Annotated in this window: 18 protein-coding genes; 10 read left to right on the top strand and 8 right to left on the bottom strand. The window is 65.7% G+C overall.

From position 1 onward, the window contains the following. Positions 1-3 precede the first annotated feature (3 nt). The 3 genes from QA640_RS35710 to QA640_RS35700 form a co-directional block, all read right to left on the bottom strand. On the bottom strand, positions 4-1,428 hold the full coding sequence (locus QA640_RS35710) for a TolC family protein (RefSeq protein WP_283037476.1): 1,425 nt from the start codon (positions 1,426-1,428) through the stop codon (positions 4-6). A gap of 9 nt (positions 1,429-1,437) precedes the next feature. After that, positions 1,438-1,722 carry a hypothetical protein gene (locus QA640_RS35705; RefSeq protein WP_283037475.1) on the bottom strand — a complete coding sequence of 95 codons (285 nt, stop codon included), beginning with the start codon at positions 1,720-1,722 and terminating at the stop codon, positions 1,438-1,440. Between the two features lie 72 nt (positions 1,723-1,794). Next, positions 1,795-2,238 (bottom strand): hypothetical protein, encoded by a 444-nt coding sequence (locus QA640_RS35700; RefSeq protein WP_283037474.1) that lies wholly within the window; start codon positions 2,236-2,238, stop codon positions 1,795-1,797. Between the two features lie 226 nt (positions 2,239-2,464). Between QA640_RS35700 and QA640_RS35695 the strand changes: the two genes are divergently transcribed. Continuing rightward, complete coding sequence (locus QA640_RS35695) at positions 2,465-3,670, top strand: MFS transporter (RefSeq protein WP_283042983.1); 1,206 nt, start codon at positions 2,465-2,467, stop codon at positions 3,668-3,670. Positions 3,671-3,815: 145 nt separating this feature from the next. Here QA640_RS35695 and QA640_RS35690 read toward each other — a convergent pair whose 3' ends face one another. The 3 genes from QA640_RS35690 to QA640_RS35680 form a co-directional block, all read right to left on the bottom strand. Beyond that, a complete protein-coding gene (locus QA640_RS35690; protein ID WP_283037473.1) occupies positions 3,816-4,034 on the bottom strand; it encodes a hypothetical protein in 219 nt (72 codons plus the stop codon). 167 nt (positions 4,035-4,201) lie between these two features. Next, positions 4,202-4,603: a DUF4864 domain-containing protein gene (locus tag QA640_RS35685; RefSeq protein WP_283037472.1), complete on the bottom strand. Its 402-nt coding sequence runs from the start codon at positions 4,601-4,603 to the stop codon at positions 4,202-4,204. Positions 4,604-4,616: 13 nt separating this feature from the next. Continuing rightward, positions 4,617-5,252 carry a TetR/AcrR family transcriptional regulator gene (locus QA640_RS35680; RefSeq protein ID WP_283037471.1) on the bottom strand — a complete coding sequence of 212 codons (636 nt, stop codon included), beginning with the start codon at positions 5,250-5,252 and terminating at the stop codon, positions 4,617-4,619. Between the two features lie 241 nt (positions 5,253-5,493). On the opposite strand from QA640_RS35680, the gene QA640_RS35675 reads away from it, so the two are divergent. Genes QA640_RS35675 through QA640_RS35665 form a run of 3 tightly spaced genes read left to right on the top strand, consistent with a single transcriptional unit; the run spans position 5,494 to position 9,285 of the window. Further along, complete coding sequence (locus QA640_RS35675; protein ID WP_283037470.1) at positions 5,494-5,985, top strand: 2Fe-2S iron-sulfur cluster-binding protein; 492 nt, start codon at positions 5,494-5,496, stop codon at positions 5,983-5,985. After that, positions 5,982-7,031 (top strand): xanthine dehydrogenase family protein subunit M, encoded by a 1,050-nt coding sequence (locus QA640_RS35670; RefSeq protein ID WP_283037469.1) that lies wholly within the window; start codon positions 5,982-5,984, stop codon positions 7,029-7,031. Before QA640_RS35675 ends, QA640_RS35670 begins: the two co-directional genes overlap by 4 nt. Beyond that, a complete protein-coding gene (locus tag QA640_RS35665; protein WP_283037468.1) occupies positions 7,024-9,285 on the top strand; it encodes a xanthine dehydrogenase family protein molybdopterin-binding subunit in 2,262 nt (753 codons plus the stop codon). The genes QA640_RS35670 and QA640_RS35665 overlap by 8 nt, the downstream gene beginning before the upstream one ends. A gap of 40 nt (positions 9,286-9,325) precedes the next feature. Here the strand turns inward: QA640_RS35665 and QA640_RS35660 are convergent, their stop codons facing one another. Next, entirely contained in the window at positions 9,326-9,874 is a 549-nt protein-coding gene (locus tag QA640_RS35660; protein ID WP_254103686.1) for a cupin domain-containing protein, read from the bottom strand. A gap of 147 nt (positions 9,875-10,021) precedes the next feature. On the opposite strand from QA640_RS35660, the gene QA640_RS35655 reads away from it, so the two are divergent. After that, positions 10,022-11,350: an aspartate aminotransferase family protein gene (locus QA640_RS35655; protein ID WP_283037467.1), complete on the top strand. Its 1,329-nt coding sequence runs from the start codon at positions 10,022-10,024 to the stop codon at positions 11,348-11,350. Positions 11,351-11,423: 73 nt separating this feature from the next. Further along, the gene (locus QA640_RS35650) at positions 11,424-12,689 is read left to right on the top strand and encodes a D-amino acid dehydrogenase (RefSeq protein WP_283037466.1); all 1,266 of its coding nucleotides are present in this window, start codon (positions 11,424-11,426) and stop codon (positions 12,687-12,689) included. 109 nt (positions 12,690-12,798) lie between these two features. On the opposite strand, the gene QA640_RS35645 is transcribed toward QA640_RS35650, so the two are convergent. Beyond that, positions 12,799-13,464, bottom strand: a complete 666-nt coding sequence (locus QA640_RS35645; protein WP_283037465.1) for an XRE family transcriptional regulator — start codon at positions 13,462-13,464, stop codon at positions 12,799-12,801. Between the two features lie 165 nt (positions 13,465-13,629). On the opposite strand from QA640_RS35645, the gene QA640_RS35640 reads away from it, so the two are divergent. From QA640_RS35640 to QA640_RS35625, 4 genes are read left to right on the top strand one after another with little or no spacing between them, the layout of a single operon-like run. Beyond that, positions 13,630-14,382, top strand: a complete 753-nt coding sequence (locus tag QA640_RS35640) for an ABC transporter substrate-binding protein (protein WP_283037464.1) — start codon at positions 13,630-13,632, stop codon at positions 14,380-14,382. 6 nt (positions 14,383-14,388) lie between these two features. Further along, entirely contained in the window at positions 14,389-15,042 is a 654-nt protein-coding gene (locus tag QA640_RS35635) for an amino acid ABC transporter permease (protein ID WP_283037463.1), read from the top strand. Further along, the gene (locus QA640_RS35630) at positions 15,039-15,770 is read left to right on the top strand and encodes an amino acid ABC transporter ATP-binding protein (protein WP_283037462.1); all 732 of its coding nucleotides are present in this window, start codon (positions 15,039-15,041) and stop codon (positions 15,768-15,770) included. Before QA640_RS35635 ends, QA640_RS35630 begins: the two co-directional genes overlap by 4 nt. Positions 15,771-15,783: 13 nt before the next feature. Continuing rightward, positions 15,784-17,076, top strand: coding sequence for an FAD-dependent oxidoreductase (locus QA640_RS35625; RefSeq protein ID WP_283037461.1), 1,293 nt, complete (start codon positions 15,784-15,786; stop codon positions 17,074-17,076). Positions 17,077-17,118: the final 42 nt, after the last annotated feature.

Raw genomic sequence — 17,118 nt, 5'->3', positions numbered from 1 at the left:
ATCTCAGTGCCCGCCATCGGCAGGCGCTGCCGCGGCGAAGGTCGTTGAATTGTCGGTGCCTCCCACAGCGGTGCCGCCGCCATTGACGGCGGTCTGCAACTCGGACTGCGCGAGGAAGAATCTTTGCTTGGCGTCGATCGCGCCGCGCAGCGAGGCGAGGCGCTGTCGCGCTTCGGCAAGCAGCGCGAAGATGTCGACCTGCATGCTGGAGAAGCGAAGCTGCATCTCCTCGGTGATGATTTTTCGCAGAGGCAGGATCTCGCGCTGGTAGTGGCTCGCGATGTCGTAGGTCGAGCGATAGACACGGTAGGCCTCGCGCGCTTCCGAGCGCACGTTGACGGCTCGCTCGGTGAGGCGATTGAAGGCGAGATTGTAGGTCTCGGTCGCCTGCCGCACGCGCACTTCGCCGCCGTCGAAGATCGGGATCTGGAACTGCACGTCGAAGCCGCGCTCGCGGAATGGCGCGCCTTCCGGATCCTGGGTCCGGCGGGAGATGCCGGCGAGATCGAGCAGCGTGACGAAGCGCGTCGCTTCCGTGAGGTTCAGCGACTTGGCCAGCGCCGTCAGTTCCAGCCGCGCGATCTGCAAGTCGATGCGATGGGCGACCGCATCGGCCTCGATCGAGGGCAGCGCCAGCGGGCGGCGCGGCAGCGGCGGCAACGCGTTGGGAAGCCGGAAGTCGAGCCCGGCGTCCCATAGCCCCATGAGCCGTGCGAGCCTTTCGCGTGCGCTCGTTGCCGCCTGGCGGGCGGTCGCGAGGTCGGCGGTGGTCTCGGCATAAAACACCTGCTCGCGGGCCTGATCGAGCTTGTTGATCGATCCGGTCTCGCCGAGCTTCACGGCGAGTTGCGCCGTGGACTCCGCGGTCGACTTCGCATCAGTCAGGAGCGCAACCATCTCGTTGGCGGCAACGGCGCGGACATAGGCGCGCCGCACGTCCGCGGCGAGCCGCAGTGTTGCCAGCGCCGCACGCAACTGCGCCTGGCGGAAACGGTCGCGGGCGATGTCGGAGCGAAATGGCAACGTCGCCAGCGCCAGGATATCGCCGACGACCTGGCGCTCGACTTCGCTGACGCCATCGCCAGCAATCCGCGAAACCGAAAAGACCGGATTTGGCGGCAGACTTTGCTCGACGAGATCGGTCTCGGCCAGTGCCAGCTCGTTATAGGCAGCTTGCAGCCCCTTGTTGTTGACTAGCGCGACCTGCACGGCGGCATCCGCGCTCAGCGTCCGCGACAGCAGGCGGCGAACACCGTCGTTGACTGCGTCGGCCCCCTCGGCCGTCCGAACGAAAGCGATATCCTTGTTGATGGTCCCTCTGGTCAGGTCGGCCACGGCGGTCATGCCGCTGTCCGGCGAGAACGCGGCGCAGCCGGACAGGCCGAGCGCGACGAATGCAAGCAGGCCGCGCGCGAATGGGTGTGCCATGCCGCTTTCCTACTGGTTCGACTTCGCTGGAGGCGTGGCCCCGTCGTTGCGCTCGCGCCACGGCGCCGGCGTCGCCGGCCTGAGGCTGCTGTAAGGCGCGATCGTCGAGCGGTAGCGGGCGGGCGCGACCTTCGCGGCGGGATCGGCAGGATCTGCGCTGGCGAGCGGTGCGGTCGTCGCGGGCATGCAGCCGGACAACGCGAGTGCGCTCGTGGCAACGATCGGCCAAATGAATCCAAAGCGTCCGCGCGCCGCAGATGCGGCGGCAAACTTCGCCCCGAGAAGCGTAAGCATCGGCAATCCCTGATCTGTCTGATGACCACGAGCCCGCGCGAGGATGCGCAGGCCTCAAATCGTGACGTCAGATCAGGCGATGGGAGGACGATAGAGCAGGGGCGGCGCCTCGCTGTGCAGGCTCACCGCGATCTCGGGCGCACAGGCGGAGATCGGCTGCACCGGCTTGGCGACATCCGGCAGGGCTGCCGGTAGCGCGCTCGCGCACATCATCGCGCAGCAGGGGCAGGGCGTGCCCTTGCCATCATGGTGATGTTGTGCGGGTCCATGCTGCGCAGCGGTCTGGTGATGCGCATGCGCAGCGGCGTGATCATGGCGGCCGTCAGCGTGCATCTCGCCCGCAGCGTGATGGTGCTCCGGCGCGAGAACGACCGACTGCAAGTCATCGCCAATGCAGGGCGCGGGACCGCTGCCCCAGGCAAGGGCAGCCGCCGGCGCGAGGACGCAGAACAGATAGGCGAGGGCGACGAACCGCCCTACCCTGATCCGCATGGCTCGCGTCAATTGCAACAACATCCCGTCGACATGTCCGTTGCGCGGCAATGTTGCACACGCAGATTGCAAACTAATGGCAAAGTGCGGTTCCGCCAAGCTCTTCTTACCGCTGCGCACCGCGCATGCCCAATATCGCAGCAGGATGCTTGACCGCAAGGCGGTCAGCGAAGAAGGTCGCGCCGTGCACGCGCCATATCATCCAGCCCAGAGACCAACCGGCTTCACCCCTGATTCGCGTCAGGCCTGGGTGCGGCTCGTGCTCGCGCTGGTGATCGGCTCGATCGGCGCTGTCGGCATGTGGGCGGTCGTGGTCGTGATTCCCGTGGTGCAGGCCGAATTCGCTGCCACCCGCGGCGCGGTGTCGCTCGCCTTCACGCTCATGATGTTCGGCTTCGGCCTCGGCGGCGTGATCGCGGGCAGGATCACCGATCGTTTCGGCATCGTGCCCGCGATGGCGATCAGCATCGCCTTTCTCGGCGTCGCCAACGTGCTAGCTGGGCTGTCGACCATGCTCTGGCAGTTCGTGGCGGTGTATTTCCTGATCGGGCTCGGCACGTCCGCGACCTTCGCGCCGCTGATGGCGGAAGCCTCGCACTGGTTCGAGCGCTATCGCGGGCTCGCCGTGACGATCGTGGCAAGCGGCAATTATGTCGCGGGCGCGATGTGGCCGCCGATCGTGAATTGGGGCGTGCAGACCGCCGGCTGGCGCATGACCCACATCGGCATTGGCGTCGTCTGCGCGAGCACGATGGCGATCCTGGTGCTGATCCTGCGCGCCCAGATGGGGGACGACAAGGTCAGCAATCACGCCAATGCGGCCCCGCCGCGCGTCGATCTCGGGCTGTCGACCAACACGCTGACGGTGCTGCTTTCGATCGCGGCGATCGCCTGCTGCGTGGCGATGGCCATGCCCCAGGTCCACATCGTCGCCTATTGTGGCGATCTCGGTTACGGCGTGGCCCGCGGCGCGGAGATGCTGTCCCTGATGATGGGGTGCGGCATCGTCAGCCGGATCGGCTCAGGCTTCCTGGCCGACAAGATCGGCGGCATCCCCACGCTCCTGGTCGGCTCGCTCGCGCAGGGCTTTGCGCTCGTCTTCTATTTGTTCTTCGACAGCCTGACCTCGCTCTACCTGATCTCCGCGATGTTCGGCCTGTTCCAAGGCGGCATCGTGCCGAGCTACGCCATCATCGTGCGCGAGGCGATGCCGGCCAGCGAGGCCGCGACCCGCGTCGGCATCGTGATCTTCGCCTCCGTATTCGGCATGTCCTTCGGCGGCTGGATCTCAGGCGTGATCTTCGATGCCGCCGGCTCCTATGCTGCCGCCTTCGCCAACGGCGTGGCGTGGAATGTGATCAATCTCGGCATCGTCCTGTTGCTCCTGGTCCGCTCGCGCATGAACGCTGCGAAGGCCGGGCCGGAGTTTGCGACCCCGAAGCGCGCGAACTCATAAAGCGTGGCATCGGTCTTGGGGCTAAACAGACTTTGGCTAAACAGACTTGGGCTAAACAGACTTGGGCTAAACAGATTTCTGCTCAATCAGAGCATTGTCGTTTTTCACCCTGCTGAGACATTGGCGCGGGGCCCCCGTCCCGCGTTTAGGACCACGGCGGCTCTTCGCTCGGCCCGGCTGCCTCGTGGTGGATCGTGCTACCCGCCGAACGCAACCCCGTCAGCAATACAGATCTTACAGAGGCGGCATCGAATCCAATATCCTTGGCGTTTGGTGGATGTGCCTCGCTGCCCTTCAATCGGAGCGCCAAGTGCAAGTGCTCGCAAAGGTGCTGAACGACGAGATTGACCTGATCGTCAGTCATGATCTGCTTTTCCTGCTACCATTTTTCTACCCGACTAGGTAGCACAAATGAAAACAGGGCGGTACGCGATTGAACCGCCCCAAGGATCAACCCCACGCGATTGCCGTTGGGCGGGCTCCAAAATCGTCCGCCTCTAAACGCACATCGCGGGTTCATGGCTGCACCCGCTAAACCGCCTGTCCAGCCTTCAGCAGCGAGCACCCCGTGATCTTGTAGCTTCCATCGCCTTGTTGCTCGAGCGTGTAGAGCGCTTCCCAGACTTCGCCATTGACGTCGATGATGTGGACGTGCTGGCCGATCCAGTCGCCCTCGACCTTGGTCTCACCGAACTCAAAACTCTTGTGCCGGTAGATCGGTGCGTAGGCATTCTCAACCATCGCCATGAAGATGTCGGCGGCCGGAAAGATCTGCTTGATCGCTGGCGCTGCGTAGGAATAGGCGGCCGCCGCATCGTCGCGGGCAAAGGCCTGCTCCTGGGCGCGGATCACGCTCTTGGCGGCTGCGATGTCGTCGGCATGCGCGGCCGTAAAACTCAGGAGTAACGTGATCAGCAACACCGCAATGCGCATCACTGGCTCCGTACTATCGTTTTCGCTTCGCCGCCGGTTTTGTCGTCTTGACGGTGGCGCGCGGCGATTGCTTGGACTGCACGCGCAGCCCGTCGACGAATACGTCGAGAAGCCGCAGCGTCGTCGATTGCCAGCCGGGCTGATCGTGCATATAGCACATGCCGATCAGCGCGCGCAGCAGGTCTTCGGGGCTGATGTCGGCGCGGACCTCGCCGGCCGCGACTGCGCGGGCAAGCAAGGTGCCGACGGCTCGGGTCAGGCGGTCGAGCGAAAAGGCATGCAGCTCCGATCCGCTCTGCACAGCGAGCGCCAGCGCTGCTGACATGCCCTTCTTGGTGGCGACAAACTCGACGTTCGAGCGCAGCCAGCGCCGCAGCGCATCAACCGGATCCTTCGCGCTTCTGAGTTGCTCGGCGAGCTCGCCGAGTTGCTCGACCTCGCGACGGTACACCGCCTCGAACAAGGCCTCGCGCGTCGGAAAATGACGATAGAGCGTACCGATGCCGACACCGGCGCGCCTGGCCACCGCTTCCAGGCTCGCTTCCGGCCCGCCGGCGCTGAAGACGGCTTTCGCCGCCTCCAGCACGCGCTCGCGATTGCGCACGGCGTCGGCGCGCGGCTTGCGGATGTTGTCGACCCGATCGTCCATGCGACCAATCTAGATCACGATCTGGTTAGATTGAACCCTTCACGAGGCGCATCGCGTTGTTTGCGCACGGGGTTTTGACCAATTCCAGAATCTTGGCTGCCACTTGCTAAACGGAGGATGCCTCCGTATATCTGGGCTCACATCGTCCCGGCTCGTGAGCCGGGGGCGGCGACAGACCGACTGCGGCCACGGCGGTGGCGTGCATGCGATCGACCATGTCCATATCTGATCGGAGCCCTGTATGACCCACTCCATCAGCCTCACCGTGAACGGTGCGCGGCGCGATTTGCAACTCGACGATCCTCGCGTCACGCTGCTCGATCTGCTGCGTGAGCGCCTGCAATTGACAGGAACCAAGAAGGGATGCGATCGCGGCCAGTGCGGCGCCTGCACCATCCTGGTCGACGGCAGAAGGATCAACGCCTGCCTCGCGCTCGCCATCAGCCATGACGGCGCCGACATCCTCACCATCGAAGGCATTGCGCGCGGCGACCAGCTTCATCCGGTGCAGGCCGCCTTCATCGCCCATGACGGCTTCCAATGCGGCTTCTGCACGCCAGGCCAGATCATGAGCGCGATCGGAATGATGCGGGAAGCGCAGGCGGGCGATGATCCCGAGCGCATCAGGGAATGCATCAGCGGCAATCTCTGCCGCTGCGGCGCCTATGCCGGTATCGTCGATGCCGTGCTCGAGGTGCAGACCAGTGAAGCCAACCAGAGGCGTTCCGCATGAAGCCGTTCGATTACGTCAGGCCCGCGTCCATTGCCGAGGCCGTTGCCGCCGCCGCGCAGCCCGGCGCGGCCTATCTTGCCGCCGGCACCAATCTGCTCGACCTGATGAAGGGCGGCGTCAGCCGCCCGGATCGTCTGGTCGATGTCACGCACCTGAAGGGGCTCGATCGGATCGAGCACCTCGCCGACGGCAGCCTGCGCATCGGCGCGCTGGTGCGCAATGCCGATCTCGCGCATGACACAGCCTTCGCAAAGGCCTATCCCGCAGTTGCGGAAGCGCTGCTGTCGGGCGCCTCCGCGCAGCTGCGCAATGCCGCGACCCTCGGCGGCAACCTCCTGCAACGAACGCGCTGTGCGTATTTCTATGATCCCGCCAGCCGCTGCAACCGGCGCGAGGCCGGCAGCGGCTGCGACGCGAACGGCGGCGAGAACCGGCTGCATGCCGTGCTCGGCTGGAGCGAGGGCTGCATCGCCACCCATCCGTCCGATTTCTGCATCCCCCTGGTTGCGCTCGACGCCATCGTCGAGATCGAAGGCAAGGGCGGCCGGCGCGAGCTGCCCCTCGACGAACTGCATCGTCTGCCGGGTCCAACGCCCGAGCGCGAGACGGCGCTCGAGCCGGGTGATCTGATCGTTGCGGTGCGCCTGCCGGCCTCAGCTCGCGATTTCGCGGGCCATGCGCGATACCTCAAGGTTCGCGAGCGCACGTCCTATGCCTTTGCCGTGGTCTCCGCGGCCGCGGCGCTCAAGATCGAGAACGGCACGATCGGTCACGCCCGCCTTGCGCTCGGCGGCGTCGCCGCAAAGCCCTGGCGCGCTCGCGCTGCCGAAGCGGCGCTGAAAGGTGCTTCGCCTGAGACATCCGCTTTCCGCGAAGCGGCGCAAGCTGCGCTCGCCGATGCAAAGCCATCCGGCGATAACGCCTTCAAGATCGAGCTCGCGCGCCGCATCGTCGTGCGCGCGCTGACCCTTGCCGCCACTGGAACGCCCGCGCGCATTCCGGCGCTGCCGGCCTCTCCCTTTGCTTCCGGAGCCCTGCATGCCTGAGATCAGCCTCACCTCCGCGCCCGCCCATATCCGTCACGGCTCGAACATCGGCCAGCCGCTGACTCGCCGCGACGGCGTTCTGAAGGTCAAGGGGCAGGCCGCCTACGCCGCGGACCATCATCCCCCTCGCATGCTGTTTGCGGTGATCGCAGTGTCCAGCATCGCGCGCGGCCGCGTGGCGGCGCTCGACGTCGCGGCAGCCAGGAACCACAAGGGCGTGGTCGACGTCATGACGTCGAAGCACAAGCCTGAGCTCGCGATCGACCCTGACATCAAGACCAACCCGTTCGTATTCCGGATGGAAGTCCTGCAGAGCGATGAGATCCGCTACGCCAATCAGCCGATCGCCGTCGTGATCGCGGAGACGCTGGAGGCGGCGACTGAGGGCGCGGTGCTGCTGGCGCCGCGCTACGACAGGCTTGCACCCCGCGTCGGTCTCGACGCCGGCGAAACGTTCGCGCCGCCCGTCGTCGGCGTCGGCAATCCTGCGGAAGTGCAGCATGGCGATATCGACGCCGGGCTCGCCTCGGCCGCAAAGCGGATCGAGGCGACCTACGAGACGCCGCCGCAATATCACAACGCCATGGAGCCGCACGCGATCGTAGCTAGCTGGGACGGCGACACGCTTTCGATCGATACGCCGAGCCAGGCCATGGTGATGGCGCGCGCCCGTGTCGCCGAGCTGTTCGGCCTTGCGCCGGACAAGATCCGCATCCGCAGCCCGTTCCTCGGCGGCGGTTTCGGCTCGAAAGGATTTTTGACGGGACCGCAGATCCTCGGCGTCATGGCGGCAAAGCTGGTCGGTCGGCCGGTGAAGCTCGTGCTGCGCCGCGAACAGATGTACGGTCCGGTCGGCCATCGCGCACCGACGCGGCAGCGCTTGCGCATGGGCGTCGACGCGGACGGGCGCTTCACCGCGATCGATCACCATGCGAAGACCGTGTCGAGCAGCTACGACGATTTCTACGAACCGGCTGCGGGCGCCTCGCACACGCTCTATGCCAGCCCTGCGATCAGAACCTCGCACGAGGCTGCGCGCGTCGACACCGGCACGCCGCTGTTCATGCGCGCGCCCGGCGAGGCAACGGGGTCGATTGCGCTCGAAAGCGCGATCGACGAGATGGCGCTCGCCTGCGGTATCGACCCGCTGGCTTTCCGCCTGAAGAACTATGCCGAAGTCGAGCCGACAACGGGCAAACCATTCTCGTCGAAGGCGCTGCGTGCCTGCTACGAGCAGGGCGCGGCGCGTTTCGGCTGGACGAAGCGGCCGCTTGCGCCACGGCAGATGCGCGATGATTCCGGTCTCCTGGTCGGCTGGGGCATGGGCACCGCGACCTTCCCGGCGCTGATGTTCCAGGCCGAGGCGCGTGCGGTGATCCGGCGCGAGGGCACCGGCGTGATGGAGACCGGCGCACATGACATGGGGCAGGGCGCCTGGACCGCATTCGCGCAGATCGCGGCTGATAGCCTTGGCCTCGACGTCGATCGCGTCGAGTTTCGCTCCGGCACCTCGGATCTGCCCGATGCCGGCATTGCCGGCGGCTCGGCGCATACGGCGACCGCGGGCAATGCGATCCACAATGCCGGCGCGGCGGTGATCGCGAAGCTCGCCGATCTCGCCACCAGCGACGAGCGCTCGCCGCTGTTCGGCGCCGGCAATGCCGGTGTGATCGCGCGCGACGGCAAGTTGTTCCGGCGCGACGATGAGAGCCGCGGCGAAAGCTATGCCGATATCCTCGCGCGGGCTGGCCTTGCCGAGATCGAAGCGCGCGGCAGCGGCGCACCCAACCCGGCGGCGCAAACCGACTACGCCATGCATGCGCATGGCGCCGTGTTCGCCGAGGTGAAGGTCGATCCGGAGCTCGGCCAGATCCGCGTCTCGCGCATGGTCGGCGCGTTCGCCGCGGGCCGCATCATCAATCCGCATCTGGTGCGGAGCCAGCTCCTCGGCGGCATGATCTGGGGCTTGTCCTTTGCACTGCACGAGGAAGCCATCACCGATCGGCGCAGCGGCAGGATCATGAATGCCAATCTCGGCGAGTACCACATCCCCGTGAATGCCGACGTGCCGCCGATGGACGTGCTGACGGTCGAGGAGCATGATCCACACGTCAACGCGCTCGGCATCAAGGGCGTCGGCGAGATCGGCATCACCGGCAGCGCCGGCGCGGTGGCCAACGCCGTGTGCCACGCGACCGGCGTGCGCGTCCGCCGCTTCCCGATCCGGATCGAGGAGCTGCTGACGCCGCGCTGACCTCGTGGCGCCGACCAAGACGAAGCGGCGCCGGCGTGCCTCAAAACGTCGGCGGCGTACAGGCCGAGACCACCTCGCACGGCTTGCCGCCGACGCAGCGGAAACGGTGTGGCCTGCGGCTTTCGAAATAATAGGCATCGCCGGGATTGAGGATGCGCCGCTCGTCCTCCACGGTGACCTCGAGCTTGCCGGAGATGACGACGCCGCCTTCCTCGCCGTCATGTACCAGCGGCACGCGGCCGGTGTCGCTGCCGGGCTCGTAGCGTTCCTTGAGGATCTGCAGGCTCCGGCCGAACAGATTATCGCCGACCTGGCGGTAGGAGATCGGCTTTTTGCCGACCTCGGTCAGCTCCTCCGCGCGATAGAAGATCTTGCGCCGCGTCTCCGGCTCGAGCGCGAAGAACTCGGCGAGGCCCATCGGGATGCCGTCGAGAATGCGCTTGAGCGCGCCGACGGAGGGGTTCATCTGGTTGGACTCGATCAGCGAGATCGTCGAATTGGTGACGCCGGAGCGTTTGGCGAGCTCGCGCTGCGACAGCTTGTGGCGGGCCCGGATGAATCGCAGCCGTCCACCGATGTCGACGCTCATGCCCAGAATCCCTGTTGCAGGTGTTGCGGATCGCGCAAATATGGACCGGCCGCCCCAGCCAAATCAATGGTTTGCGGATGCACAGAAAAGGACTTGTTGCGCTTTTGAAGCCGTGGCTCTGCTAGCAGGTCAGCAAAGGAGCGGCCCGTGACCCTTCACCAGATTCCGAACACCATCAAGACCGATTCGCACTGGATGCCGTTCACGGCCAACCGGCAGTTCAAGAAGGCGCCGCGCCTGTTCTCCTCGGCCGAGGGCATGCACTACACCACTGTCGACGGCCGCAAGGTGATCGACGGCTCCGCCGGCCTCTGGTGCGTCAACGCTGGTCACGGCCGCAAGCAGATTGCCGCCGCGGTCGAGAAGCAGCTGATGACGCTGGACTTCGCGCCCTCCTTCAACATGGGCCATCCGCTTTCGTTCGACTTCGCCGAGCGGCTGGCCGGGATCGCCCCGAAGGGGCTCGATCGCATCTTCTTCACCAACTCCGGCTCCGAGTCGGTCGACACCGCGCTCAAGATCGCGCTCGCCTATCATCGCGCCACCGGCCAGTCGAGCCGCACCCGCCTGATCGGCCGCGAGCGCGGTTATCACGGCGTCGGCTTCGGCGGCATGTCGGTGGGCGGAATGGTGGCGAACCGCCGCGCCTTTGCGACGCATCTTCCCGGCGTCGATCACATCCGTCACACCCATGATCTCGCCCGCAACGCCTTCGCCAAGGACCAGCCGGCGCATGGCGCCGAGCTCGCCGATGATCTCGAGCGCCTCGTCGCGCTGCACGGCGCCGAGACGATCGCCGCCGTCATCGTCGAGCCGGTGCCCGGCTCGACCGCGGTGCTGCCGCCGCCGCAGGGTTATCTGAAGCGCCTGCGCGAGATCTGCGACAAGCACGGCATCCTCCTGATCTTTGACGAGGTCATCACCGGCTTCGGCCGTCTGGGTACGCCGTTTGCCGCCAATTTCTTCGGTGTTACGCCGGACCTGATGACGACGGCCAAAGGCATCACCAACGGCACGGTGCCCTGCGGCGCGGTGTTTGCGAGCCGCAAGGTGTATGACGGCGTGATGACCGGCCCAGAGGCCCAGATTGAGCTGTTCCACGGCTACACCTATTCGGCGCACCCCGTCGCCTGCGCCGCCGGCCTCGCGACGCTCGACATCTACAAGGACGAGGGCCTGCTCACCCGTGGTGCAGGGATCGCCGACTACTGGCGCGATGCGCTGCATCAGCTCAAGGGCCTGCCGAATGTCGTCGATATCCGCAATTGCGGCCTGATGGGCGCGGTCGAGCTCGCGCCCCGCGAGGGCATGGTCGGTGCGCGCGGCTATGACGTCATGGTCGACTGCTTCAACACCGGTCTTTACCTGCGCATGAGCGGCGACTCCTTTGCGATGTCGCCGCCCCTGATCGTGGAGAAGAGCCACATCGACCAGATGGTCTCCATTCTCGGCGACGCCATCAAGCGCGTGGCCTGATAATTGCTCTCGCGGTCCTCGACCAGTTGTTCTTGCTAGCGGCGCGACACACGCCGCGGGAGTGGTGCGAAACGTGAAAGTCCTGATCCTCGGCAGCGGTGTCATCGGTGTCACTTCTGCCTACTACCTTGCGCGTGCCGGCCATGAGGTGACGGTCGTGGACCGTCAGCCGGAGCCGGCGCTCGAGACGTCCTTTGCCAATGCCGGCGAGGTCTCGCCCGGCTATTCCTCGCCCTGGGCCGGTCCCGGCGTGCCGGTGAAGGCGATCAAATGGCTTCTGATGAAGCACGGTCCGCTGGTGATCCGGCCGAAGGTCGATCCCGTGATGTGGGTCTGGCTGCTCAAGATGCTGCGCAACTGCACGTCCGCGCGCTACGCCGTCAACAAGAGCCGGATGATCCCGATCGCGGAATATAGCCGCGATTGCCTGCGTGATCTGCGCCGAGACATCGGCATTCAATATGACGAGCGCTCGAAGGGTACGCTCCAACTCTTCCGCCACCAGGCGCAGCTCGACGGTACCGCTGAGGACATCGCCGTGCTCAAGCAGTATGGCGTGCCCTATGAAGTGCTCAATCGCGAGGGCTGCATCGCAGCCGAGCCCGCGCTCGCCGGCGTGAAGGAAAAGTTCGTCGGCGGCCTGCGGCTGCCGGAGGATGAGACCGGCGACTGCCACATGTTCACGCAGGCGCTGGCTGCAGAGGCCGAAAAGCTCGGCGTGCGCTTCATGTTCAATACGTCCATCGACGGCATCGTCACGGACGCCTCGCGCGTCACGGGCGTTGCGACTGGTGCCGGCTTGTTGCAGGCGGATGCTTACGTCGTCGCGCTCGGAAGCTGGTCGTCACGCCTTGTTGCGCGGCTCGGCATCTCGCTGCCGGTCTTTCCGGTGAAGGGCTATTCGATCACGGTGCCGATCAAGGACGCCTCCGGCGCGCCGGAATCGACCGTGATGGACGAGAGCTACAAGGTCGCGATCACGCGGCTCGGCAATCGCATCCGCGTCGGCGGCACCGCCGAGATCTCCGGCTATTCCGACAAGCTTTACGCCGCGCGCCGCGCCACGCTCGACCATTCGCTGACGGATCTCTTCCCGCGCGGCGGCGATCTCTCCAAGGCGACGTTCTGGAGCGGTCTGCGGCCGATGACCCCGGATGGCCCGCCCGTGATCGGCGCGACGCGCTACTCAAATCTCCATCTCAACACCGGTCACGGTACACTTGGCTGGACCATGTCGTGCGGTTCGGGGCGGGTGCTCGCGGACATGCTGTCGGGCAAGAAGCCGGAGATTGACACCAGTGAGCTGACGGTGGATCGCTACGCCCACCGGTTTGGGTAAACGCCTCTCTCCGCGTCATTGCGAGGAGCGAAGCGACGGGCTATCCAGAGCGTCTCCGTGGTGGGATCCTGGATTGCTTCGCTTCGCTCGCAATGACGATGGGGAAGAGTCAGCTCGCCCCCGTCACGCAATTCACCCACAGCACCACGGCCTTCGCGCCATCGGCCGGGTTGGAAAACCGGTGCGGTCTGCGGCTGGCAAACCGAAAGCTGTCCCCTCGCTTCAGCGACCAGGTCTCCGTGTCCACCGTCAGCATCATCTCGCCCTCGAGCACCAGGCCGGCCTCCTCGCCGTCATGGGTGTAGAGCTCGTCGCCGGTCGAGCCGCCGGGCTCGAGATGCACCAGGAACAGGTTGAGTCGGTTCTCGGCGCCCGCGGCGCTGAGGAGCTGTTTCGAAATGCCGGTGCGCCAGAGCTTCAATTCGGGGCGTTGCATTCCACGCGTCACCACGGAATCGGATGCGCCATCTGTGCTCGGGCTTGCGCCAAACAGCGCGGCGATGCCGACGCCGAGCACGTCGGCGAGTGTCGCGAGCACGCGTAGCGAGGGCGAGGACAGGCCGCGCTCGATCTGGCTGAGGAAGCCGATCGACAGCGACGTGCGCTCGGCGACCGTCTCGAGCGAGAGTTGCCGTGTCCGCCTGAGATCGCGGATGCGACGGCCGACCGCGACGTCCATCGCCGGCTCGGCCGGGCTCATGGCCGGTTTGGCGACGGCCTTCTTCTTCACCGCCTTCGCGGCGGCCGGTTTGCGGATTCTTTTGCCACCGCTCACGTCAAACCGCTTCCTTCATGTGCATGAAAACCGCTTGCCAACGCCGCCAAAGTGTGGCCAAATTTTCATATTGGTGAAAATAAGCCGAAACGGCCCGACCCGCAATATCTGCCGTCACAAGCTGCGTGGATGCCGTCATCGGCCGAACCCAAGAGGGGGATTGCGATGAAGCGTTTCGTTCAAGCCGCGGTCGCGGCGCTCGCCCTTGCAGCCAGCGTGCCGGCATCCGCGCAGCAGGTTCTGAAGGTCGGCTCGACCCCGACAGGCATCCCCTTCACCTTCCTCGACACCAAGACCAACACCATCCAGGGAGTCATGGTCGACCTCATCACCGAGGTTGGCAAGGACGCCGGCCTCAACGTGCAGATCGAGCCGATGCAGTTCTCGGCACTGATCCCCTCGCTGACCTCGAGCAAGATCGACATCATTGCTGCCGCGATGTTCATCACCGCGCCGCGCAAGGAGGTGATCGACTTCTCCGATCCGATCTACACCTATGGCGAAGGGCTGGTGGTGCCGAAGGGCGACACCAAGGCCTATGCCTCGCAAGAGGATTTGAAGGGTGAGGTGGTCGGCGCCCAGGTCGGCACCGCCTTCGTCGATGCACTGAAGAAGTCGGGTCTCTTCGGCGAGGTGAAGGCATACGACACCATCCCCGACATTCTGCGCGACGTGAACACCGCCCGTCTCAAGGCCGGCTTCGCCGACTATCCGATCCTCGCCTACAATCTCAAGCAGGGCGGCTTCCCCGAGGTGCGCCTCGTTGCGAGCTACAAGCCCGTGACCGTCGGGTCAGTCGGCATCGGCGTGCGCAAGAGCGACACCGAGCTGCTCGGCAAGATCAACGCCTCGCTGGCGAAACTGAAGGCGAACGGCACCGTGGACAAGATCCTCGACAAATGGGGCCTGAAGGGCTGATCGCCGATGCAGGGCTTTTGGCGCGACACCGTCGAGTTCTTCCCGATCCTCCTGAACGGCGTCGCGCTCACGATCGTCGTCACCATCGGCTCGCTGATCCTGTCGACGTTGCTCGGGCTGGTCTGGGCCCTGATGCGGGTCTCCGGCGTCGGCTTCCTCGCGAGCGTCAGCGCCAGCGTGATCAACGTGATCCGCGGCATTCCGATCATCGTGCTGCTGTTCTATCTCTACTTCGTGATGCCCGATCTCGGCGTCACGCTCACCGCGTTGCAGGCTGCGATCCTCGGGCTCGGCATCGCCTATTCGGCCTATCAGGCGGAAAATTTCCGCGCTGGCATCGAGGCGATCGACAAGGGACAGATCGAGGCGGCGCAGACCATCGGCATGGGCTGGTGGCTCACCATGCGCCGCGTGGTGCTTCCTCAGGCGGTGCGCATCGTGCTGCCGCCCTATGGCAACGTCATGATCATGATGCTGAAGGATTCGTCGCAAGCCTCGACCATCACGGTCGCCGAGCTGGCCTTACAGGGCAAGCTGATCGCCTCCTCGACCTTCAAGAACACCAGCGTGTTCACGCTGGTGGCGCTGATGTATCTCACCATGAGCATCCCGCTGATCCTCCTGGTCCGTCATTTCGAGAAGCGGGCCGGCAAGCGATGATCGAGCTCGAAGACGTCCACAAGAGCTTTGGCAAGGTCGAGGTGCTCAAGGGCATCACCGCGTCTGTGCAGAAAGGCGAGGTGGTCTGCGTCATCGGTCCGTCCGGTTCCGGCAAGTCCACCATCCTGCGCTGCATCAACGGGCTCGAAAGCTACGACCGCGGCGACATCAGCGTCGAGGGTACGCGCGTCGATCGTAACGCGCCGTCGATCGTCTCGATCCGCACGCAAGTCTCGATGGTGTTCCAGCGCTTCAACCTGTTCCCGCATCGCACCGCGCTCGAGAACGTCCTCGAGGGACCGCTCTACGTCAAGAAGGAGCCGCGCAAACAGGCGATGGAGCGCGGCCGCGCCCTGCTCGCGCAGGTGGGGCTGGCCGAGAAGGCCGACATGCATCCGCCGCAGCTCTCCGGCGGCCAGCAGCAGCGCGTCGCGATCGCGCGGGCGCTCGCGATGCAGCCCAAGGCGATCCTGTTCGACGAGCCGACTTCGGCGCTCGACCCCGAGCTCGTCGGCGAGGTGCTTTCCGTGATGCGCAAGCTCGCCGACGACGGCATGACCATGGTCGTCGTCACCCACGAAATGGGCTTTGCCCGCGACGTCGCCGACCGCGTGCTGTTCATCGACGGCGGCGTCATCGTCGAGCAGGGGGCCGCGAAAAGCGTGCTCAACCAACCGCAGCATGCGCGGACGCAGGACTTCTTGCGCCGCGTGCTGCATCCGCTCTGATCTGGTGTCCGACATGACTGCGCCCGTGCGCCTGCCTTTGCCTCCGTCGCTCTACGCCGACACCGCTGTTGCGCCGGTGGTCGCGCCGCCGCTCGATGCGGACAAGACCATCTCCGTGGCGATCGTCGGCGGCGGTTACACCGGCCTGTCCACTGCGCTGCATCTGGCCGAGCAGGGTGTCGGCGCGCTGGTGCTGGAGGCGCAGGAGCCGGGCTGGGGCGCGTCCGGCAACAATGGCGGTCACACCAATCCCGGGCTGAAGCACGATCCCGATCGGATCGAGGCCGATTTTGGCCCTGATCTCGGCCGCCGCATGATCGAATTCTCCTACGGCACGACGAATTTTACCCACGACCTGATCCGCCGTTACCAGATTCCTTGCGAGGCGCGGCAGAACGGCACGCTGCGCGCGGCCTATAACGAGACGAGCGCTGCGGCGATCCAAAGCACTGCAAAGCAATGCATTCGCCGCGGCATGCCCGTGACGCTGCTGGGTCGCGCGCAATTGCGTGAGATGATCGGCACCGATCGTTACCTCTGCGCCATGCTGGATGCGCGTGGCGGCGATCTGCATCCCCTCAGCTACGCCCGTGGCCTGGCACGCGCCGCGATCTCGGCCGGTGCGAGCGTGCACGGGCAAACCCCGGCGCTCTCCCTGCGCCGCGAGGGCACGCAATGGCGCATCGAGACACCGCGCGCGGTGGTGCGCGCCGAAAAGGTGCTGCTCGCCACCAACGGCTTTACGGACGATCTCTGGCCAGCGCTCCGCCGTACCATCGTGCCGGTGTTTTCGTCGATCGCTGCCACGGCGCCGCTCTCCGACGAGGTTGCCCGTTCGATCATGCCGACGCGCCCCGTGCTCTACGAAAGCGGGCACATCACGGTCTACTACCGCATCGATCAGCAGAACCGCCTGCTGATGGGCGGCCGCGGCCCGTTGCGCTGGATCAATTCGCCGTCCGACGTCGCCTATCTCATGCGCTATGCCGAGCGGCTGTGGCCGCAGCTCAAGGGCACGAGCTGGACCCATGGTTGGAATAGCCGCCTTGCCATCACCAAGGATCATTATCCGCATGTGCACGAGCCGGCGGAGAACATCCTGATCTCGCTCGGCTGCAATGGCCGCGGCGTCGCGCTCTCTACCGCGATGGGCGCGCAGCTCGCACGCCGCCTGATCGGCGGCAGGAGCGTCGAGATCGACATGCCCATCACCGGCATCAAGCCGATCCCGCTGCATGCCCTCTGGCCGGTGGCGGTGACGAGCGCGGTGATCGCGGGCCGCGCGAGAGACCGGTTGGGGATCTAGAGAAGCGCCGCCCGATTTGGGGCGGCGCCTGGCAGGTTGTCG

This window comes from Bradyrhizobium sp. CB82 (assembly GCF_029714405.1).
Classification (GTDB): Bacteria; Pseudomonadota; Alphaproteobacteria; order Rhizobiales; family Xanthobacteraceae; genus Bradyrhizobium.
Note: the sequence above shows the minus strand (reverse complement) of the source record. Positions and strands in the feature narration are given on the sequence as shown.